General features: G+C 72.3%; 15 protein-coding genes and 2 pseudogenes. 10 read left to right on the forward strand and 7 right to left on the reverse strand.

What is annotated here, in order from left to right; translation table 11 throughout:
* The first annotated feature begins 21 nt into the window (after positions 1 to 21).
* From KQY30_RS28670 to KQY30_RS28680, 3 genes are all read left to right on the forward strand, one after another.
* The gene (locus KQY30_RS28670; RefSeq protein WP_217309342.1) at positions 22 to 3,555 is read left to right on the forward strand and encodes a DNA polymerase III subunit alpha; all 3,534 of its coding nucleotides are present in this window, start codon (positions 22 to 24) and stop codon (positions 3,553 to 3,555) included.
* Entirely contained in the window at positions 3,552 to 4,529 is a 978-nt protein-coding gene (locus tag KQY30_RS28675; RefSeq protein WP_217309343.1) for a hypothetical protein, read from the forward strand. Before KQY30_RS28670 ends, KQY30_RS28675 begins: the two co-directional genes overlap by 4 nt.
* Positions 4,530 to 4,704: 175 nt before the next feature.
* Positions 4,705 to 5,604 carry a triacylglycerol lipase gene (locus tag KQY30_RS28680; RefSeq protein WP_217309344.1) on the forward strand — a complete coding sequence of 300 codons (900 nt, stop codon included), beginning with the start codon at positions 4,705 to 4,707 and terminating at the stop codon, positions 5,602 to 5,604.
* A gap of 87 nt (positions 5,605 to 5,691) precedes the next feature.
* On the opposite strand, the gene KQY30_RS28685 is transcribed toward KQY30_RS28680, so the two are convergent.
* Positions 5,692 to 6,801, reverse strand: coding sequence for a lytic polysaccharide monooxygenase (locus KQY30_RS28685; RefSeq protein ID WP_217309346.1), 1,110 nt, complete (start codon positions 6,799 to 6,801; stop codon positions 5,692 to 5,694).
* A gap of 413 nt (positions 6,802 to 7,214) precedes the next feature.
* On the opposite strand from KQY30_RS28685, the gene KQY30_RS28690 reads away from it, so the two are divergent.
* Entirely contained in the window at positions 7,215 to 8,084 is an 870-nt protein-coding gene (locus tag KQY30_RS28690; RefSeq protein ID WP_217309348.1) for a putative protein N(5)-glutamine methyltransferase, read from the forward strand.
* 175 nt (positions 8,085 to 8,259) lie between these two features.
* Here KQY30_RS28690 and KQY30_RS28695 read toward each other — a convergent pair whose 3' ends face one another.
* A complete protein-coding gene (locus KQY30_RS28695; RefSeq protein WP_217311381.1) occupies positions 8,260 to 8,937 on the reverse strand; it encodes a response regulator in 678 nt (225 codons plus the stop codon).
* A gap of 130 nt (positions 8,938 to 9,067) precedes the next feature.
* Here KQY30_RS28695 and KQY30_RS28700 point away from each other — a divergent pair, with 130 nt between their 5' ends.
* The 4 genes and pseudogenes from KQY30_RS28700 to KQY30_RS28715 all read left to right on the forward strand — a co-directional run.
* Positions 9,068 to 10,051, forward strand: a complete 984-nt coding sequence (locus KQY30_RS28700; RefSeq protein ID WP_217309350.1) for a tripartite tricarboxylate transporter substrate binding protein — start codon at positions 9,068 to 9,070, stop codon at positions 10,049 to 10,051.
* A 74-nt stretch (positions 10,052 to 10,125) separates the two neighbouring features.
* On the forward strand, positions 10,126 to 10,608 hold the full coding sequence (locus KQY30_RS28705; protein ID WP_232788970.1) for a tripartite tricarboxylate transporter TctB family protein: 483 nt from the start codon (positions 10,126 to 10,128) through the stop codon (positions 10,606 to 10,608).
* A 3-nt stretch (positions 10,609 to 10,611) separates the two neighbouring features.
* Positions 10,612 to 12,114, forward strand: coding sequence for a tripartite tricarboxylate transporter permease (locus KQY30_RS28710; protein ID WP_217309354.1), 1,503 nt, complete (start codon positions 10,612 to 10,614; stop codon positions 12,112 to 12,114).
* Between the two features lie 106 nt (positions 12,115 to 12,220).
* Positions 12,221 to 12,790 (forward strand): annotated as a pseudogene (locus tag KQY30_RS28715) (class I SAM-dependent methyltransferase); the annotation flags it as partial.
* Between the two features lie 132 nt (positions 12,791 to 12,922).
* Here KQY30_RS28715 and KQY30_RS28720 read toward each other — a convergent pair.
* Positions 12,923 to 13,843 carry a GNAT family N-acetyltransferase gene (locus KQY30_RS28720; RefSeq protein ID WP_217309356.1) on the reverse strand — a complete coding sequence of 307 codons (921 nt, stop codon included), beginning with the start codon at positions 13,841 to 13,843 and terminating at the stop codon, positions 12,923 to 12,925.
* Between the two features lie 138 nt (positions 13,844 to 13,981).
* Between KQY30_RS28720 and KQY30_RS28725 the strand changes: the two genes are divergently transcribed.
* Positions 13,982 to 14,356 (forward strand): GntR family transcriptional regulator, encoded by a 375-nt coding sequence (locus KQY30_RS28725; protein ID WP_217309357.1) that lies wholly within the window; start codon positions 13,982 to 13,984, stop codon positions 14,354 to 14,356.
* A gap of 85 nt (positions 14,357 to 14,441) precedes the next feature.
* Here the strand turns inward: KQY30_RS28725 and KQY30_RS28730 are convergent, their stop codons facing one another.
* The 4 genes and pseudogenes from KQY30_RS28730 to KQY30_RS28745 form a co-directional block, all read right to left on the reverse strand.
* Entirely contained in the window at positions 14,442 to 15,551 is a 1,110-nt protein-coding gene (locus KQY30_RS28730) for a DUF5925 domain-containing protein (RefSeq protein ID WP_217309358.1), read from the reverse strand.
* A 148-nt stretch (positions 15,552 to 15,699) separates the two neighbouring features.
* Positions 15,700 to 16,482: a polysaccharide deacetylase family protein gene (locus KQY30_RS28735; RefSeq protein WP_217311382.1), complete on the reverse strand. Its 783-nt coding sequence runs from the start codon at positions 16,480 to 16,482 to the stop codon at positions 15,700 to 15,702.
* A gap of 572 nt (positions 16,483 to 17,054) precedes the next feature.
* A pseudogene (locus KQY30_RS28740) lies at positions 17,055 to 17,991 on the reverse strand (glycosyltransferase family 2 protein); the annotation flags it as partial.
* Positions 17,992 to 18,059: 68 nt separating this feature from the next.
* Positions 18,060 to 18,914 carry a glycosyltransferase family 2 protein gene (locus KQY30_RS28745; protein ID WP_217309359.1) on the reverse strand — a complete coding sequence of 285 codons (855 nt, stop codon included), beginning with the start codon at positions 18,912 to 18,914 and terminating at the stop codon, positions 18,060 to 18,062.
* 644 nt (positions 18,915 to 19,558) lie between these two features.
* On the opposite strand from KQY30_RS28745, the gene KQY30_RS28750 reads away from it, so the two are divergent.
* The gene (locus KQY30_RS28750; protein WP_217309360.1) at positions 19,559 to 20,365 is read left to right on the forward strand and encodes an SGNH/GDSL hydrolase family protein; all 807 of its coding nucleotides are present in this window, start codon (positions 19,559 to 19,561) and stop codon (positions 20,363 to 20,365) included.
* The last annotated feature ends 286 nt before the right edge of the window (positions 20,366 to 20,651 follow it).

Here is a 20,651-nt window from a genome sequence, read left to right on the forward strand (position 1 = left end):
GCGGATGATCCAGGAGGTGCGATGCCCGGGTTCACGCATCTGCACACCGTCTCCGGGTTCTCCCTGCGGTACGGGGCCTCCCACCCGGAACGGCTGGCCGAGCGCGCTGCCGAGCGGGGCATGGACGCCCTTGCCCTGACCGACCGCGACACCCTCGCGGGCGCGGTCCGCTTCGCCGAGGCCTGCGAGGCCGCGGGGATACGGCCGCTCTTCGGGGCGGAGCTGGCGGTGGGCGAGGCGCCAGGCGCGCGGGCGCGGGAACAGAGCCCCACCGAGCGCCGGCGCACCCCCGTGCGCGGCGGCGCCTTCATCGACGAGTCCGCGCCCCGCGCGGTCTTCCTCGCCCGCAACGGCGCGGCCGGCTGGGCCCAGCTCTGCCGGCTCGTCTCCACCGCGCACGCCGCCGGGGACGCCGGTCCGCTGCTGCCCTGGCAGGACAACCACGGCGCGGATCTCACCGCGCTGCTCGGACCCGGCTCCGAGACCGGCCGGGCCCTCGCGGCCGGCCGTCCCGACCGGGCCGCCCGGCTGCTGGCGCCCTGGCGCGAGATCTACGGCGACGCGCTCCGGCTCGAAGTCGTGTACCACGGGCGTACGGGCACGGGCCCCGGCTCGCTGCGGCATGCCGCCCGTACCCTCGGTTTCGCCGCCGAGCAGGGCGTACGCCCGGTGCTCAGCAACGCCGTACGGTACGCCGACCCGGGTCAGGGCCCGGTCGCCGATGTCCTCGACTCGGCCCGCCGACTGGTCCCCATCGACCCGCGCAGAGGCCTGGACAGCGGGGAGCGCTGGCTCAAGGACGCGGGCGCGATGGCCCGTACCGCGGAGCTGGTCGCCGAGGCCGCCGGCTTCGGGCCTACCACCGCGCAGCGGCTGTTGGTGCTGACCGAGGAGACCGCCGCGGACTGTCTGGTCGATCCCGAGGACGATCTGGGCCTGGGCACGGTGCACTTCCCCGAGCCCCGGCTGGTCGGCGCGGAACACCGTACCGTCGGACGGGTCCTGCGCTCGCGGTGCGTCGCCGGGATGGTGCGGCGCGGCTACGACCGGCGTCCCGACCACCGGACGTACTGGAGCAGGATGGACGCGGAGCTGCGCACGATCGAGGAGCTGGGCTTCGCCCCGTACTTCCTCACCGTGGCGCAGGTCGTCGACGATGTACGGGGAATGGGCGTCCGGGTCGCCGCGCGCGGCTCGGGCGCGGGGTCGCTGGTCAACCATCTGCTGGGGATCGCGCATGCCGATCCGGTCGAGCACGGCCTTCTGATGGAACGTTTCCTCTCCACGCGGCGCCCGTCCGGACTGCCCGATATCGACATCGACGTCGAGTCGGCCCGGCGGCTGGAGGTCTACCGGGGGATCCTCGACCGCTTCGGCCCCGAGCGGGTCGCGGCCGTCGCCATGCCCGAGACCTACCGGGTGCGCCATGCCGTACGGGACGTGGGCGCGGCCCTGTCCATGGACCCGGCCGAGATCGACCGGATCGCCAAGTCCTTCCCGCACATCCGCGCCCGGGACGCCCGCGCGGCGATGGACGAGCTGCCCGAGCTGCGGGAACTGGCGCGGGAGCAGCAGCGGGAAGGTGCGAAGTACGGGCGGCTCTGGGATCTGGTGGAGGCGCTGGACGCGCTGCCGCGCGGGATCGCCATGCACCCGTGCGGGGTGCTGCTCTCGGACGCCTCCCTGCTGCGCCGTACCCCGGTGGTGCCGACCAGTGGCGAGCACTTCCCGATGTCCCAGTTCGACAAGGACGATGTGGAGAAGCTGGGGCTGCTCAAGCTCGATGTGCTGGGCGTACGGATGCAGTCGGCGATGGCGCACGCGGTCGCGGAGATCGAACGGGCCACCGGGGAGCGGGTGGACATCGACGATCCGCGGCAGGTCCCCGAGGGCGATCCGGCAACCTACCGGCTCATCCGCTCCGCCGAGACCCTGGGCTGCTTCCAGATCGAGTCGCCGGGCCAGCGCGATCTGGTCGGCAGGCTCCAGCCCGCCACCTTCCACGATCTGGTGGTCGACATCTCGCTCTTCCGGCCCGGCCCGGTGGCGGCCGACATGGTGCGCCCGTTCATCGAGGCCAGACACGGCCGGGCGCCCGTCCGTCATCCGCACCCGGATCTGGAGGAACCGCTGCGCGAGACCTACGGGGTGGTCGTCTTCCATGAGCAGATCATCCGGATGGTGGACATCATGACCGGCTGCGGCCGGGAGGAGGCGGACAAGGTACGGCGCGGGCTCTCCGACCCCGAGTCCCAGGGCCGGATCCGGATCTGGTTCGAGCAGGAGACCCGGCGCAGGGGATACACCCCCGAAGTCACCGCGCGCACCTGGGAGATCGTCGAGGCCTTCGGCTCGTACGGCTTCTGCAAGGCACACGCCGTGGCCTTCGCCGTACCGACCTATCAGTCGGCCTGGCTCAAGGCGCACCATCCGGCCGCCTTCTACGCCGGGCTGCTCACCCATGACCCGGGGATGTACCCCAAGCGGCTGCTGCTCGCGGACGCGCGGCGGCGCGGGGTGCCGGTGCTGCCGCTGGATGTGAACCGGTCGTCGGCCACTCACCGGATCGAACTGGTGTACGATGACGGGACGTTGAAGGACGGGGCGTTCAAGGACGGGGTGTTGAAGGACGGGGAGCCCGGGGGCGGGAAATGGGGGCTCCGGCTGGCGCTCTCCGATGTCCATGGCATCAGCGAGGCGGAGACGGCCAGGATCGAGGCGGGACAGCCCTACTCCTCGCTGCTGGACTTCTGGCAGCGGGCCAGGCCGTCCCGGCCCGTCGCGGAACGGCTCGCGCAGGTGGGCGCGCTGGACCGGTTCGGCGCCAACCGGCGCGATCTGCTGCTGCATCTCGCCGAACTGCACGGAGCGCAGCGGAGATCCGGCACCTACGGCGATCAGCTTCCGCTCGGCGGAGGGCGGCGGACCGCCGGCGCGGGGCTGCCCGACCTGGACGGAACGGAACGCCTCAGCGCCGAGCTGGGCGTCCTCGGCATGGATGTCTCCCGCCATCTGATGGAGGACCACTACGCGTTCCTGAAGGAGCTGGGGGCGGTGTCGGCCAAGCGGCTGCGGGACGTACCGCACGGCAGAACCGTCCTGGTCGCGGGCGCCAAGGCGGCGACCCAGACCCCGCCGGTACGCTCCGGCCAGCGGGTCATCTTCACCACCCTGGACGACGGTACGGGCCTGGTCGACCTGGCCTTCTTCGGCGACAGCCAGGAGGCGTGCGCGCACACCGTCTTCCACTCCTGGCTGCTGCTGGTACGGGGAGTGGTGCAGCGGCGCGGCCCGCGCAGCCTGAGCGTGGTGGGCGCGGCGGCCTGGGACCTGGCGGAACTGGTTGAACTGCGGAGGGAGGGGGGCCTGGACGCGGTCGCCGCCGCGCTGGACGCGCCGCGGCCGGACCGGGACACCGCCCCGGCCGACTCGGGTCGGCGCATTCAACTGCCCACGGGCTACGCGATGAACCCCTGGGCCGACCTCAAGCCGCCCGGCGAGGGCCTGCCCACCGGACGGAAGCTCTGGCACTCCAGCCCGGGGAGCGCGGGATGATCCTCTGCGTACGGCTCCGGCGCGGGCGCACGCTTTCGGCCGAGCCGGATCTGGCGGGGCTGCTCGGGCTGATCGAGGACATCAGCCCAGTCGCCCAGGCCCTGCCACCGGACACCGCGCTCGTCGATGTGCGGGGCGCGGAACGGTACTTCGGGCAGGACGCCACCGGGATCGCCACCCTGCTGCGGGTACGGGCACTCGCGCATCTCGGGGCCGGGTGCGCGATCGGGGTGGCCGCCACCCCGATGCTGGCGCGGATGGCCGCGCGCGACGCGGAGCCGGGGACGACGCTGGTGGTGGCCGACGACAAGCGCGCGGTCGAACGGTTCCTGGGCCCCAGACCGGTCACCGACCTGCCCGGGACCGGCGCCGCGACGGCCCGCGCGCTCCGCTCGTACGGCATCACCACCATCGGCGGGGCCGCCGCCGTACCGCTGTCGACGCTCCAGCGGGTCGCCGGGGTGCGCGCCGGGCGCGAACTGTACGAGAAGGCGCACGGCGTGGACCGTACAAGGGTCGCCCCGAACGCCGCCGCACGCTCCCTCACCGCCGAACGGACCTTTCCCCGCGACGAGCTGGACCGGACACTGCACCGGCGCGCGCTGCTCTCGATCACCGAGGAGCTGGGCGCCCGGCTGCGCGACACGGCCCAGGTGTGCCGCTCCCTGACCCTCACCGTCCGGTACGCGGACCACTCCGCCACCACCCGCACCCGCACCCTCCCCGAACCGACCGCCCACTCCCCGTCCCTCACCGCCACCGTCTACCGGACGCACGAGTCGCTCGGTCTGCAACGGGCCCGGGTGCGGGCCCTCTCCGTACGGGCGGAGGCCCTGCTCCCCTCCGGACACGCCACCCGCCAGCTCTCGTTGGACCCGGTGGACGACCGGGCCCGGCGGATCGAGGCGGTCACGGATCTGGCCCGCGCGAAGTTCGGTCCGGGGGTGATCGTGCCGGGTCCGCTGGCCGCGTAGCGGAACGCCCGTACCCTGCGGGCCCACGGGGAGCACCGCGCATTTTTTACTGACGCGTAACTTCCCTTTTTCGGCCTACTCGTGCGTAACTTTTGGCAGTGCCACCATCTTTGTGGTCCGGGCCACAGGGCTGACAGACATCGCCATTTCCCTTGAGCCGCAAGGAGATCGCACGATGCTGCCCTGGAAACGCGCGCTCGGATCTCTGGGCGCGCTGCTGCTGGCCACCACGCTTCTGGTCGCCCCGGCCGCCGCTGCCGACACCCCCGCTCCCGCCCCCACATCCGCTTCCACATCCGCGTTCGCCGCTGCTTCGAGCCGTGGGTGGAACGACTACTCCTGCAAGCCTTCCGCCGCCCATCCCCGGCCGGTCGTCCTTGTCCACGGGACCTTCGCGAACTCCATCGACAACTGGCTCGGGCTCGCCCCGTATCTGGTGGACCGGGGCTACTGCGTCTTCTCGCTCGACCACGGGCAGCTCCCCGGCGTACCGCTGTTCTACGGGCTGGGCCCCATCGACGCCTCGGCCGGGCAACTCGCCGCCTATGTCGACAAGGTGCTCGCGGCCACCGGCGCCGCGGAGGTCGATATCGTCGGGCACTCGCAGGGCGGCATGATGCCGCGTCACTATCTGAAGTTCCTCGGGGGCGCGGCGAAGGTGAACGCGCTGGTCGGCATCGCCCCCAGCAATCACGGCACCACCCTGCTCGGGCTGACCGGGCTGCTGCGGTACTTCCCCGGTATCGAGGACCTGCTGACCGAGAAGACGCCCGCGCTCGCCGACCAGGTGGCCGGGTCGCCCTTTCTCACCCGGCTCAACGCGGGCGGGGACACGGTGCCGGGGGTGCGCTACACCGTGATCGCCACGCGGTACGACGAGGTGGTCACCCCGTACCGGACACAGTTCCTGTCCGGTCCCGATGTGCGCAATGTGCTGCTCCAGGACCTGTGCCCGGTGGACTTCTCCGAGCACGCGGCGATCGGGCTGATCGACCGGGTCGCCTTCCACGAGGTGGCCAACGCGCTCGACCCGGCGCGGGCGACACCGACCACCTGCGCGTCGGTGTTCGACTGACGGGGGGTCTTCCGCTCCCGGGGGTGGGTGTGCCCGGGAGCGGAAGACGCTTTGAGCCCGCGGGGGGCGGAGGCCAGGGGCCCGAGGTCAGCGGCCGTGCCTGGCGGACGGTACGGCCCTGCGCCTGGCCGAGGCGAACAGGACCGCGGCGCCGATGGCGAGGGTCGCCGTACCGCCGATCGCGAGATACGGGGTGACTCCGGAGCCGCCGGTCTCGGCGAGGTTCTGCTGCCCTTCGGCGGACTGAGCGGCGGACTGGACGTCCGCGGGCTGCCCACCGCCGGACTGTGCCGCCGGAGCACCGGCCGACGCGGCGGCGGGCTGCGCCTCGGGAGTGCCGGTGGCGGTGTCGTCGCCATAGCTGTCGGTGTCGGTGTTGTCAGCGGCGCCAGGGGTGGCGGCGCTGTCGGTGGTGTCGGTGGCTTCGGTGTGTTCGCCGGTGTCACCGTGACCGTTGTGTTCGACCGTGGACTTGCCCGCGCCCGCCGCGATCTCCTGGTCGGTGGGCGCCGAGGCCGTCGGGGCGGGGACCGCCGGAGCGCCGCCGCCCGCACCGCCGTTGTCCGCCCCGAACACCACGTCCGAGCAGGTGTAGAACGCCTCGGGACTGTCCGAGCGCTGCCAGATCGAGTAGATGAGATGGCGGCCCGACTTGTTCGGCACGATCCCGCCGAAGACGTACGCGCCGTTCTCCAGCTTCGGGTCCGTGACCTTGAGGAAGGGCTTCGGCTCCAGATCCGACCACCTCAGCGGCTTGGCCGGGTCGTAGCCGTTCTTGGTGAGATACAGCTCGAAGGAACCCTTGTGCGGAGCGGTGGCCTTGTAGCGGAAGGTCCTGTTGCCCGCGGTCATCGGGGACGAGGGCCAGTCGCCGCGCGCCAGATCGAGCCCCTTGTACTTGTCCCGGCCCGCGCTGCACAGCTTTCCGTCCGGGATCAACTGCTTGTGGTTCCCGGCCGCGTTGGGGATGTTGACCTCGTTCCAGTCGTACAGCGCCTGCGTACCGCCCGCCGCGACCGCCGCCTTGCACGCCGCCGACCGCGGGCTCTCCGGCCCCTCGGCATAACAGGCGGCCACCCGGCTGACCGGATCCGTCAGCGATCCGTGAGCGGCGGCCGGTGTGGCGGTGAGCCCGGCCGACGCGAGCGGAACGAGACCGAGGGCGACGATCCCGGCGGCCGTACGGCGAGCGGTCATGAGCAGGTTCTCCTTAGGAGCGGCACGGGCGGAATCCGCCGGGGCGGCGGACGACCTCCCCGTCGAACGCCGCCCCGGCGATCAGCAAGCTAGCCGCTCGGAACCCCGGAATCCGCTGCTCGGACGGGGTACGGGCAATCCTTATGGCGCCGTTAAGGCAAGCCTAAGAGTCGGCTCAGGAAGGCACCTGAGGGCGCCTGGAAGCGGGGTCGGAAAGCGCTGCGGGCGTTGACCGCCGCCGGGCGGGCTCGGGTAGGGTGGCCGTCGCCAGCAGTGAGCTGTGCACGGACCCATCGAAGGAGGCGAGACCCATCACCGCTGTATCAGGTCGGGCGCTCCCCCTTCTCGGCCGTGCGGTCCATCAGGCATAGGTGACCGCCGGGAGTGCCCATCGGCATTCCGAAAGGCTCCCCATGTCAGCTTCCGCGTCGACTCCTTCGTCTCCCTCGACTCCCTCGTCTGGGTCGTGCCTCTCGTCTCCCTCGTCGCCCCTCTCGGCTCCCGTTCCGTCCGCCGTGGTCGCCAGGCTCCGCGCCGCCGGCTGTGTCTTCGCCGAGGACGAGGCGTGTCTGCTCGTCTCCACCGCCCGTTCCGCGGCCGAACTGACCGCGATGGTGGACCGGCGGGTGGCTGGTCTGCCCCTTGAACACGTCCTCGGCTGGGCGGAGTTCAGCGGTCTGCGGATCGCCGTGGACGCCGGGGTCTTCGTGCCCCGCCGCCGTACCGAGTTCCTGGTCCGCCGGGCCGCCGCGCTCGCCCGGCCGGGCGCCGTCGTGCTCGATCTGTGCTGTGGCTCCGGCGCGCTGGGCGCGGCGCTGGCCGCGACCCTGGGCCGGGCCGAGCTGTACGCCGCCGACATTGACCCGGCTGCGGTGCGCTGCGCCCGGCGCAATGTCGCCGCCGCCGGAGGCCGGGTGTACGAGGGCGATCTGTACGAGCCGCTGCCCGCCGCGCTGCGGGGCCGGGTGGACGTCCTGCTCGCCAACGTCCCGTACGTACCGACCGAGGAGGTCGGACTGCTGCCCCCGGAGGCCCGCATACACGAGGCGCGAGTGGCGCTCGACGGGGGCGCGGACGGGCTCGACGTCCTGCGCCGGGTGGCGGCGGAGGCGCCCGGCTGGCTGGCGCCGGGGGGCTCGCTGCTGGTCGAGACGAGCGAGCGGCAGGCGGCCCTGGCGGTGGAGACGCTCGCGGCCGCCGGCCTCACCCCGGACGTGTCCCGCTCCGAGGAGCTGTACGCCACGGTGATCACTGGCACGAGACCGCCCGGTCGTACGGCCTGATCGGGGAGGGCCTGACCCGGCTGCCGGTTTGTCCTCAAGCGCCGGACGGGCTGGCTGTGCTGTGTCCTCAAGCGCCGGACGGGCTGGCTGTGCTGTGTCCTCAAGCGCCGGACGGGCTGATCAAGCCCGGCCGCAGGCCGGAAACAAGCCCGTCCGGCGATTGAGGACGGGGCGCTCAGCCCGTCCAGCGGTAGCGGCGTTCCGGGCGGCCCGTGCCGCCGTAACGGAGGGAGATCTCCGCCCGGCCCGTTTCCGCGAAGTACTCCAGATAGCGCCGGGCGCTCACCCGGGACAGCGCCCCCGCGTCCGCGCACTCCGTCGCCGACAGTCCGTCCTTGTGCTCGCGCAGAATGCCCTCCACCAGATCGGCGGTGTGCGCGGCCAGCCCCTTGGGCAGACCACGGCTGCCCGGCGGGCGCGTACCGAAGATACGGTCGACGTCCTCCTGGCGCGCCTCGCCCAGCCCGGCGAGGCGCGTCCGCAGGGACGCGATGTGCCGCAACTGCTCCTGGAGCGCCGTCTGGCTGAAGGGCTTGATCAGATAGTGCAGCGCGCCCGCGCGCAGCGCCGCCCGGATCACCCCCGCGTCCCGCGCCGCCGTGATGAACAGCGCGTCGACGGCGGTACGGCCCCGGTCCCGCCCCTCCGCCGCCCGCAGCTCGCGCAGCACCGCGATCCCGTCCATATCGGGCAGATAGATGTCGAGCAGCACCAGATCGGGCGCCAGCCGCTCGGCAGCGCGCAGCGCCTCGGCGCCGCTGTGCGCCACCCCGACGACCGTAAACCCGTCCATCGCGGACACATAGCGGCTGTGCAGCTTGGCGACCATGAAGTCGTCGTCCACCACCAGCACTTTCGTCACGGCGACACGCTAAGCCGCGACCGCAATGACCACAACGTCCGTTGATTCCGGAAGCGAGACAGCTTGTTAACGCACAGGCAACATGTGGCCCACTTCACAAGCTTTCCGAAAGGCGGCAGACGTGCGATTGCGCACCCCTCTGGCCCTGCTCGGGTCGGCGCTGCTGGTGCTGGTGGGGCCGCCGTTGCTCACCTCGGGCAGTGGCGCCGACACCGGTACGCAGATCCCCGGCCTGCGCTTCATGGTCCCCAACACCCCCGGCGGCGGGTACGACATCACGGCCCGCACCCTGGCCAAGAACGCCGAGGACGCGGAACTCACCCACAACATCGAGGTGTTCAACCTGCCCGGCGCGGGCGGCACCGTCGGTCTCGCCCGGCTCGTCGGTGAGCACGGCAACGGCAAGCTCGCCATGTCGATGGGCCTCGGTGTGGTCGGTGCCGTCCACACCAACAAGGCACCCAAGACCCTCGCCGACGCCACCCCGATCGCCCGGATCACGGAGGAGTCCGACATCGTCGTCGTCGGCAAGAACTCCCCGTACAAGACCATCGGCGATCTGATCGAGGCCTGGCGGGCCGATCCCGCCAAGGTGCCGGTCGGCGGCGGCTCCTCGCCCGGCGGGCCCGACCATCTCGCCCCCATGCTGATGGCGGAGGCCGCCGGGATCGCGCCGAAGACCGTCAACTACGTCCCGTTCGACGGCGGCGGCGAACTCCTCGCCTCCATCCTCGGCGAGAAGGTCGCCTTCGGGGTCTCCGGCCTCGGCGAGTACCGCGACCAGATCGAGGCCGGTGAACTGCGGCTCCTCGCGGTCACCGCACCCGAGCGGATACCCGGCCTGGACGCCCCCACCCTCCGCGAGTCCGGTCTCGACACCGACTTCACCAACTGGCGCGGCATCGTCGCACCGCCCGGCCTCTCCGACGCCGAGCGCACCAAACTCCTGGCCTTCTTCGACGAGTTGCACGACTCGTCCCAGTGGCGGGAGTCCCTCAAGAAGAACGGCTGGACCGACGCGTACCTGCCCGGCGAGAAGTTCGGGGACTTCCTCGCCGAGGAGGACCAGCGCGTGGGCTCCGTCCTGAAGGAGCTGGGACTGTGAACGCGGAGACAGAAACGCCGGCCACCGCCCGGACGGCGGCGGGGACACCGGAGCCCGGACCCCGCCGGTCCTGGCTGCGCGAGCACTCCGAACTCGGCGTCAGCCTGCTGCTGCTCGCCCTCGGCATCCTCGTCCTCACCGACGCCCTCACCATGAGCGTCGACATCACCCAGCGCGGCCCCGTCGGCCCCAGGACCGTACCGCTCGTCGTCGGCGCCGGCCTGCTCGTCGTCGCCGTCCTGCTCACCCTCGACGTCCTGCGCGGCGGGCGCGGCGAGGCGGAGGGCGGCGAGGACATCGACCTCAGCGAGCCCAGCGACTGGCGTACGGTCCTGCTCCTCGCCGGGGTCTTCCTCGCCAACGCCGTCCTCATCGGCCCCCTCGGCTTCCCCATCTCGGGCGCCCTGCTCTTCTGGGGCTCGGCGTACGCGCTCGGCAGCCGCCACTACGACCGCGACCCGCTGATCGCCGCGGTCCTCTCCCTCGTCACCTACTTCGTCTTCGACAACCTGCTCGGTGTCCCCCTCCCCGGTGGCCCGCTGATGGGGGTGCTGTAACCGATGGACTCCCTCAACTCCCTCCTGGACGGCTTCGGCACGGCGCTCACGCCGATGAATCTGCTCTGGGCCGCGATCGGTGTGCTGCTCGGCACGGCGATCGGTGTCCTGCCCGGGATCGGCCCCGCGATGGCGGTGGCCCTGCTGCTCCCGGTGACGTACGGACTCGAACCGACCGGCGCGTTCATCATGTTCGCCGGCATCTACTACGGCGCGATGTTCGGCGGCTCCACCACCTCGATCCTGCTCAACACCCCCGGCGAGAGCGCGGCGGTGGTGGCCGCGATCGAAGGCAATCCGATGGCCAAGGCGGGGCGTGGCGCGCAGGCGCTGGCCGCCGCCGCGGGCGGACACTTCGCCGGCGGCATGATCGGCACCATCCTGCTGGTGGTCCTCGCCCCGACCGTCGCCTCGCTCGCCGTGGACATCGGCGCGCCCGACTACTTCGCGATCATGGTGCTGGCGTTCATCGCCGTCACCTCCGTCCTCGGCTCGTCCCGGATCCGCGGGCTCGCCTCGCTGCTCATCGGTCTCACCCTCGGTCTCGTCGGACTGGACCAGATGACCGGCCAGCAGCGGCTCACCTTCGGTTCGCTCCAACTCGCCGACGGCATCGATGTGGTGATCGTCGCGGTCGGGCTCTTCGCGATCGGCGAGGCCCTCTGGGTCGCCGCCCATCTGCGCCGCTCCACCGGCGAGGCGATCCCGGTGGGCCGCCCGTGGCTGGGCAGGAAGGACATCCGGCGCACCTGGCTGCCGTGGCTGCGCGGGCCGCTCATCGGCTTCCCGTTCGGCGCGATCCCGGCGGGCGGCGCGGAGATCCCCACCTTCCTCTCGTACGTCACCGAGAAGCGGCTCTCCAAGCACAAGGACGAGTTCGGAAAGGGCGCCATCGAGGGGGTGGCGGGGCCCGAGTCGGCCGCGTCCGCCTCGGCGGCGGGCACGCTGGTGTCGATGCTGACGCTCGGGCTGCCCACGACGGCCGTCGCCGCGGTGATGCTGGCCGCGTTCCAGCAGTACGGCATCCAGCCGGGGCCGCTGCTCTTCGAGCGTGAACCCGAGCTGGTCTGGGGCCTGATCGCCTCGCTCTTCGTCGGCATGCTGCTGCTCCTCGCGCTCAACCTGCCGCTGGCGCCGGTCTGGGCGAAGCTGCTGCGGGTCCCGCGGCCCTATCTCTACGCGGGGATCCTCTTCTTCGCGGCCGTCGGCGCGTACGCGGTCGGCGGGGAGGCGCTGGACCTGGTGATCCTGCTGGTCATCGGTCTGATCGGGTTCGGGATGCGGCGGTACGGGCTGCCGGTGCTGCCGGCCGTGATCGGCGTCATCCTGGGCCCGGCCGCCGAACAACAGCTCCGCCGCGCACTCCAGATCAGCGACGGCAGCGTGACCGGCCTGGTCAACACGCCGTTCTCGGTGGCGGTCTACGCGGTGATCGTCCTGCTGCTGATCTGGCCGGGCATCCGGAAGCTGATCGCCGCGCGCCGGAACCGTACCGCCTCGGTGTAGCTCCAGTCCGGCCTCATGGCCCGAGCCGGGTGCGCCGCCCTTCCCCATGAGGGCGGGGCACCCGGCTCGCACGGTCGTTGTCAGTGCCGCGTGCCACGATCGGACCATGACTTCGACAGCCTGGGACTCCCTCGCCGACTCGTTCGACCAGGAACCCGACCACGGCCTGCTGGACCCCGCCGTCCGCGCGGCCTGGTCCGCCCGACTGACGGCCTGGCTCCCGGCCGCCCCGTCGCGTGTGCTGGACCTCGGCTGCGGTACGGGAAGCCTGGCCCTGCTCGCAGCCGAACAGGGCCACCGGGTGACGGCGGTCGACCTGTCGCCCCGCATGGCCGCCCTGGCCGTCAGGAAACTCGCGGGGACGGACGCCGAGGTCCTGCTGGGTGACGCGGCCCGGCCGCCGGTGGGGGAGCGGAGTGTCGACGTGGTGCTGGCCCGCCATGTGCTGTGGACACTGCCCGACCCCGAACGGGTGCTGCGCCACTGGGTGTCGCTGCTGCGCCCGGGCGGCCGGCTGGTCCTGATCGAGGGCGTCTGGTCCGGTACGGGCCTCCCGGCGACCCGCCTCATAACCGCCCTGGCGCCCCTCACCGACGGCGTCCACCACGAGCCCCTCTCGACGGACCCCGCCCTCTGGGGCCGCCCCGTCGACGACGAGCGCTACGCCCTGACAGCCACCCTCGACCGGTCGGTCCCCTCGCCCGCCACGGGCCACCCCGGCCCGTCCGGCGGCTGAGGACGGACCGGTGCCGGACGGGACCGGTGAGGCCGTGCCGTCGCGGGGGCTGTACGGTCGCGGGTCTCTGCGTCACGCCAGGGCGCGGACGTGGCGTACTTCCCTCGCGAAGAGCTCGTACCCGAACCACTTGTTGATCGCCAGCATCGGGCCGTTCTCCGCGTCATTGGTGGTGTACGCGTCCGTACGGCCCGCCGCGCGGGCGCGGTGGAGGGAGGCCGTCTTCGCGTGCTTCGCCAGGCCCCGGCCGCGGAACGCGCGCAGGGTGCCGGTCATGCCGGACATATAGCGGGTGCGGCCGTCCGTATGGGCCAGGGTGTACGCCACGACGCGGCCGCCGGCCACCACCACGGTCGTCAACTCGCGATCCAGACAAGGGTTGTTCCAGGTATGGCCCAGCCAGTCCTCGTAGTCGTCGAAGTCCGTGCCGATGTCGCTCGGTTCGTCGGACGTCGCCTCCGCGTCCGCCTCGAACAGCGGTCGCGGATCGTCCGCGAAGTCCGCGGCCGTACGCAGCTCGAACCCCGGCGGCAGCGGCGGCGGCTCCGGGAGTACGGCCCCGGCCAGATCGAGCCGCTGGAAGTGCGCGGGGCGTGTCGCCCGGTAGCCGTGGTGCTCGGCGAAGTCCAGGCTCGCCGGTTCGTCCAGGACCCAGGAGTAGACACTGGTCGCGCCCTCGACCGCGAGATGCTCCTCGGCCGTACGGAGCAGCAGCGAGCCCGCGCCCCGGCCCCGCCGCTCCGGATGGACCTGTGGAGTGACGGACGACTGCCCGGGGTCGGTGCTGTCGTACGCGACGCCGACATGCGCCGAGCCGATCAGCTCGCCGTCCTCCTCCGCCACCAGCAGCCGGAACTTCCTCGCCGGGTTGGCATGCGCCACCTCGAAGAGGACGGACTCCTCGGTCATCACCACATAGGGCGTGCAGATCCGGCGCAGCCGGACCACGGCCCCGGCGTCCTCGGTACGGAAATCACGGACGATCACAGTCATGGGGCGGCACGGTATGCGCGTCCCGCGCCGGACCGCCTCCCCTTTTTCCCGCGGCCCCCTTCCCGCCGGATTCCGCGGTCCTCCCCGGGAACGCCCGGCTCCGGACGTGGTGGTGCCCCGGTGGGGGAGAATCGGTCCGTGACCCTGCAGATCGTGATCGACCCGGCCGACTCGACCGCTCCGTACGAGCAGCTCCGTACCCAGATCTCCGAGCGGGCCCGCTCCGGCGCGCTGCCCGTGGGATACAGACTGCCGACCGTCCGGGGGCTCGCCGAGGATCTGGGCCTGGCCGCCAACACCGTTGCCAAGGCCTACCGCGCCCTGGAGTCCGACGGGGTGATCGAGACCCGGGGCAGGAACGGTACGTTCATCGCCGCCGCCGGGGACGCCGCCGAGCGGGAGGCCGCGAGCGCCGCGCAGGCGTACGCGGAGCGCGCGCGGCGCCTCGGCCTCGACCGGGCCGCCGCGCTGGCCGCCGCCGAGGACGCGGTGCGGGCCGTCTACGCGACCTGACCCGGCGACGCGCCCCGTGACGTGACGCGGCGACGCGCCCCGGGGCCCGGCGACGTGGCACCCCCGGCGGGCGACCCCGGGGGGATCAGAGATAGAGGCCCGCGTCCGAACCGGACTGCTGGGACGGCACCGAAGCGGGCCCACTGCCCCGGCGCAGCGCGTACAGCTCTGCCAGCGTCGCGCCCTCGCGCCCCACCGACGCCTCCCAGTCGCCGTCCTCCCTGCTCAGCCAGGACAGCGCCTCCGGCCGGGTCAGCGACCCCACCTCGATCCTGGCCAGACAGCGGCCGGGACGGACCACCGCCGGGTGCAGCCGCTCCAGGTCCTCATTGGTCGTCACCCCCACCAGAACGTTCCTGCCCTGTCCCAGCAGCCCGTCCGTGAGGTTCAGCAGCCGCGACAGCGCCTGGCCCGCCGTGTGCTTGGCCTCGCCCCGGATCAGCTCGTCGCAGTCCTCCAGGAGCAGCAGCCGCCACCGGCCCTTGGCAGAGCCGTCGTCCTCGCCGATCGCGATGTCCATCAGATAGCCGACGTCGTTGAAGAGCCGCTCCGGGTCCAGTACGCAGTCGACCTGGCACCAGTCGCGCCAGGAGCGGGCCAGCGTACGCAGCGCCGAGGTCTTGCCGGTGCCGGGCGGGCCGTGCAGCAGGAGCAGCCGGCCCGCGATGTCGTCCGGGGTCACCTTCATCAGCCGGTCCATCGCGTCGGCCACCGGCGCGGTGTAGTTGGGCCGGATCTCGTCCCAGGTACCGGCCGCGATCTGCCGGGTGGTGCGATGCGGGCCGCGGCGAGGCGACACGTACCAGAAGCCCATCGTGACATTCTCCGGCTGCGGCTCCGGCTCGTCCTGCGCGCCGTCGGTCGCCTGCTGATGGACCTTCTCGGCGAGTTCGCGGCTGACGGCCGTGACGGTGACGTCCGCGCCCCGGTTCCAGCGGGAGACCAGCAGCGTCCAGCCGTCGCCCTCGGCGAGGGTCGCGCTGCGGTCGTCGTCGCGCGCCGAGCGCAGCACGGTGGCGCCCGGAGGCAGCAGGGTCACGCCCGACCTGACCCGGTCGATGGTCGAGCTGTGCGAGTACGGCTGCTCGCCCGTCGCGAAACGGCCGAGGAACAGCGCGTCGACCACATCCGACGGCGAGTCGCTGTCGTCGACGGTGAGCCGGATCGGCAGTGCGTCCTGAGGCTTGGCAGACATGCCGCCCATGATCCGGCACGGGGACGGCCTATGCACGGTGTTTTGACTCCGGCGGCGGGCCGCGCCGGGCACGGGGGCCGGATCCCCGGCCGACAGGCACCGTACGGCAGGGCCCCCGAAGCTCCGGGGGCCGGTCGCACGGTCCGCGTCACCACCGCCCCGCGGCCGCCGTACGGCCCAGTGAGGCGGCCCGGCGGGCACGGCGCACGAACGCGTACCCCTTGGTCAGGGCCCGGTCGGCGGCGAACGTCCGGGCGACCGAACGGCCCTCGACGAGCCGCCCGAACTCCTCCGGGCCGGTGGTGCGCCGTACGGTCACCCGCTCCAGCGCGTACGGACCCTGGCGACGGCGGGCCAGCGCGTTGCCGACCGCGACGGACTGCGCGAACCCGGCGGCGCGGACCGTACGCCGTACGCGTCGGCTGGAGTAGCCGTACGGGTACGCGAAGGAGTCCGGCGCCGTGCCCAGTTCCCCGGCGATGATCTCCCGGCAGCGCCGGACCTCGGACCCGAGCCGGTCGTCGTCGAGCTGGTCCAGCTCGGGGTGGGTGTGGCTGTGGCCGCCGATCTCCAGGCCGGCCCCGGCCAGTTCGCGCACCTGGTCCCAGTCGAGCATGGTGTCGGGCGCGCCGCCCTCGTCGTACGGTCCGCGCAGCCACCCGGTCGAGACGAACAGGGTGGCGGCGAAGGAGTACGAGGCGAGGACGGGGAGGGCGTGCCGGTGCACGCCCTCGTAACCGTCGTCGAAGGTGACCAGCACGGGCCGGGCCGGCAGCTCCCCGCCGCCGCGCCACACGGCGGCGAGCCGCGCGAGGGTGACGGGCGTGAACCCGCGCCGGTGGAGCACCTCCATCTGCCCGGCGAAGGCCCCGGGCGAAACGGACAACGCCCGGACGGCGGCGGGGGGCCGCTCCGCGATGGCGTGGTACATGAGGATGGGCACGGCTGCGGATTCGGGGGTGACGGGCGCCGCCGCGGTCGCGGGGGTCACGCGGCGGCTCCCCGCGGGGCAGGGGCGGGCGAGGCGGGACCACACCCGGCGCCCGACACACCCGAAGCATCCGGCGCCACCCACCGCCCACCCGCCGCCGGGCCTACTGTGTCCGGGCCTACCGCGCCTGCGCTTACCGTGTCCGGGTCCAGGATGTCGGGGCCTACCGCGCCTGGGCTTACCGTGTCGCGGCTCGCCGCGTTCGGGCCCACCATGTCCCGGCCCGCCGTGTCTGGGCCTACCGTGTCGCGGCCTACCGCGTCCGGGCTCACCATGTCCGCGCCCGGCGCACCTGCCGTACGTGCCGCACCTGCCGTACGTGCCGCACCTGCCTCATCCGCCGTACCTGCCGGATCCGCCGCCGTCGGCCGCTCGCCCGGTGCCACGGCCGTCACGGCCGCCCCCGGCGCGCTCGCGGCGCTCGGCCCCGCGTTCACCGTCCCCGCCGCGAACCATCTTTCCCCCGCCGTCCCTCTTGTCGCCGGAGTACGGGGGATCGGGCCCGAGGAGAAGGCCGAGCCCGCGCGGCTGCGGAGGCGGCCCACCAGATAGCCCGTCGCCGCCGTGGTCACGCCCGCGACGATCGCGGCCGCGCGGGCCGCGCCGCCCGGGCGGCCCAGGGCCGCGTCGCGCAGCCCGCGCGCCACGCCCGCCGGGAGCACATGAGTGGTGTAGCGGCGCTCCGATTCGAGCCCCTTGTCCGCGCCCACGCTCCGCGCGACCAGCGCCTTCGACAGTCCCTCGGCGTAGTTGCGGGTACGGAAGTAGCCGAAGCGCTCGCGCACCGGCGGGACCTTGTGGTGGATGACCGACCGGTCGTCGATCAGAATCACCGCGCCCGGTACTGCCCTGCTCAGCCGGATGCACAGCTCCGTCTCCTCGCACCCCAGCGGGCGCTTGTCGCCGTCGCGCCCGATGCCCGTCGCGAACCCCCCCGGCCGCGTCGAACGCCGTACGCCGGAACGACGCGTTCCCGCCCAGGACATTGCGGACCCGCACTTTGCCCCCGGGCAGCCCCCGGTACGTACAGCCGACGACCCAGTCGAACTCCTGGGGGAACCAGTCCGGCCGGCGCCCGGACGACCAGGCCGGTTCCGTACGCCCGCCGACCGCCAGTACCTCCGGGTCCTCGTACGCCTCGTCGAAGTACCGCAGCCAGTCGCGTTCGGCCACCGCGTCGTCGTCGAGGAACGCGACCAGCTCGCCGCGGGCGGCAGCGATCCCGGTGTTGCGGCCCGCGGAGAGGCCGCGGGGGCCCGCGTTGGCGAGCACCCGCACCTCCCCGCGCGCCATGTACTGCTGGTACTCCCGGGTGAGCCGCTCCAGCAGGGCCGGGTTGTGGTCGACCACGAGCAGGGTCTCCAGGGCGGGCAGCGACTGGGCCCGCACCGAGTCGACCGCCGCGAGGATGTCCTGCCAGCGGTCCTCGGTATAGACACAGATCACCACGGAGAACGGCCGGTGATGACGGGCCTGGTGACGGTGAGTCTGGTGATGGTGGGTCCGGTACGGGTGGCTCATGACACCTCCCCCCGCGGCACCGCACCCCGGAGCGCCGCCGCGCCGGTACGGACGGCCCGCGCCGCCCGGGTACGCGCCGCCGCCCGCGCCGTCCGGGGCACGCCCCGCTCGCGGAGGATCACCCGAAGGACGCGGAGGCCGTCCCGTACGGCTCTCAGATTGCTGGCCCCGTGGATCCGGTCGTACTCGTGGCTGGGTATCTCCTGCACCTTCAGCCCGGCCTTGACGACCCGGATGTTCATCAGGGTCTCGACCTCGAACCCGGTGCAGTCCAGGGTGATCTCGTCCAGGCAGTGCCGCCAGAAGGCGTTGTAGCCGTAGCAGAGATCGGTGTAGCGGGCGCCGAACTTGGCGTTGACGACGGCGCACAGGACCCGGTTGCCGAGCTTGCGGATCGCGGTCATGTCGTCCGTACCGCCGCCGTTGGCGAAGCGGGAGCCCTTGGCGAAGTCGGCGCCGGAGACCAGGGCCGAGACATAGGAGACGATCTCCTGGCCGTCGGCCGAGCCGTCCGCGTCGACCATCACGATGATGTCGCCGGTGCACGCGGCGAATCCGCTGATCAGGGCATCGCCCTTGCCCTTGCCGCGCTGGGCGACGACCTTGACCTCCGGCCACAGCTCGCGGGCCACCCGCACGGTGTCGTCGCTCGAATCGCCGTCGACCAGGACGACTTCATGGATCCAGTCGGGCAGGCTCGCGAAGACGTACGGAAGGTTGCGCGCCTCGTTCATCGCGGGAATCACGACGCTCACGGGCGGCGCGATCGCGAGATACGAGGAGACGGGCCGGTAGCGCAGGGCGGGCAGCCCGCCCCCGGCCGGGGCCCCGGCGGACGGGGCGGATGCCACTGACGCCACTTCGCTTGCAGGCGGCTCTTCGCCCGGTGCCGCCGGGCGCAGAAAAGCGCTCACGAGTCGTGTTCCCTCTCGTCCGGTGGACCGCCCGCCCCCGGGCGGTCCGGCTTGGTTTCCGGTTCGAAAGGGGGTGCTCACCCCGGACATGACGGCATGGCACTCCGTGCTGAGCGGGTGAGCTGTGGTACTGGCCGCGCGGCACGCGACTGGGCTCCTGGCCCTACCGGCCAGGAGCGGTCACCGAGCGGCACCCCCCTAGGGCCCCACGTCGTGACGACAGGCCCTATTGCGCGCCCCGCCCCGGGAACCACCGCGGCACGTGAACCCTCCCCTTGAGCCGCCATGCCGTGGACCGATACCGATGGACCGATGCGGGTGGATGTACGACGGTATTGATGAATCGGACTGTATGGCAAGACCTGGGATCTCGAATCGCTTTTGGCTTTTTTGGCCGCACTTCGACAGTCGCATCCCGTACCTCCCTGATCGTTTCCATTCGATCTCCGATTGATCTCCCACAGGCACAGGGCAGCCCCGAAACCTCGCTGAAATGTTTTTGGCATGGACACTTCCAGTGAACTGTGGCGGCTGGTACCACAGTTCAGGCAGAAACCCTGCCCCTGCTTCGGAGAGGTCCCATGAAACTGTCCCGAATCACGGCACTCACGTCCTCGCTCGTCCTGGGGGTGGTGCTCGCTCTCACCGGAGCGGCCGCCGCCCAGGCCGCCCCCGCCGCCGCCGTCGACTATGTGGCGCTGGGGGACTCGTACTCCTCCGGTGTCGGAGCCGGCGCCTACGACAGTTCCAGCGGCAACTGCAAGCGCACCCCCAGGGCCTATCCGGCCCTCTGGGCGGCCGCGAACGCACCCACGACCTTCGCTTTCACCGCGTGCTCCGGCGCTCGTACGGGTGATGTGACCGCCGGTCAGCTCGGCCCGCTCAACGCGGCCACCGACCTCGTCAGCATCAGCATCGGCGGCAATGACGCCGGCTTCGCCGATGTGATGACCACCTGTGTCCTCCAGTCCGAGGCCACCTGTCTCAACCGGGTCGCGCAGGCCCGCAGTTACGTCACCAGCACCCTGCCCGGAAACCTCAACTCGGTGTACGGCGCGATCAGATCGAAGGCTCCCTCGGCCAAGGTGGTCGTCCTCGGCTACCCGCGCTTCTACCAGCTCAACGGCACCTGTGTGGTGGGGCTGAGCGAGAACGAGCGCGCCGCGATCAACGCCGCCTCCGACCATCTCAACTCGGTGACGAGCCAGCGCGCCGCCGCCCACGGCTTCACCTTCGCCAGTGTCGCCGGGGCCTTCACCGGGCACGAGATCTGCTCGGGCAACGCCTGGCTGCACAGCGTCAACTGGCTCAACATAGGCGAGTCGTACCACCCGACTGCCGCCGGTCAGTCGGGCGGCTATCTGCCGGTCTTCGCCTCGGCCGCCTGACGCGGACGGGACCGGCAGCGGGTCCGGGGCGTCCGCCGACGGCCCCGGAGCCGCCACCGGTCCCGTACCGGTTCCGGCCGGACGGCAGTGCGTGAGCGCGGCCGGACGGCGTCGCGTGAGCGGGGACGGGCGGCATCGCGTAGAGCGGGCGGTACGGCTGAGAAGGAAGGCTGAAGGTGCCACCCGGCGAAATGTCCAACTACCCCTGAAATGCGGTGGATCGAGCCATGGGCGTCAATCCCCGTACGGGTGTGGTTCCTTGCGAAGGCGGGATACCGGAGTGTTG

The sequence above is a fragment of the Streptomyces sp. GMY02 genome, assembly GCF_019056675.1.
Lineage (GTDB): Bacteria > Actinomycetota > Actinomycetes > Streptomycetales > Streptomycetaceae > Streptomyces > Streptomyces odonnellii.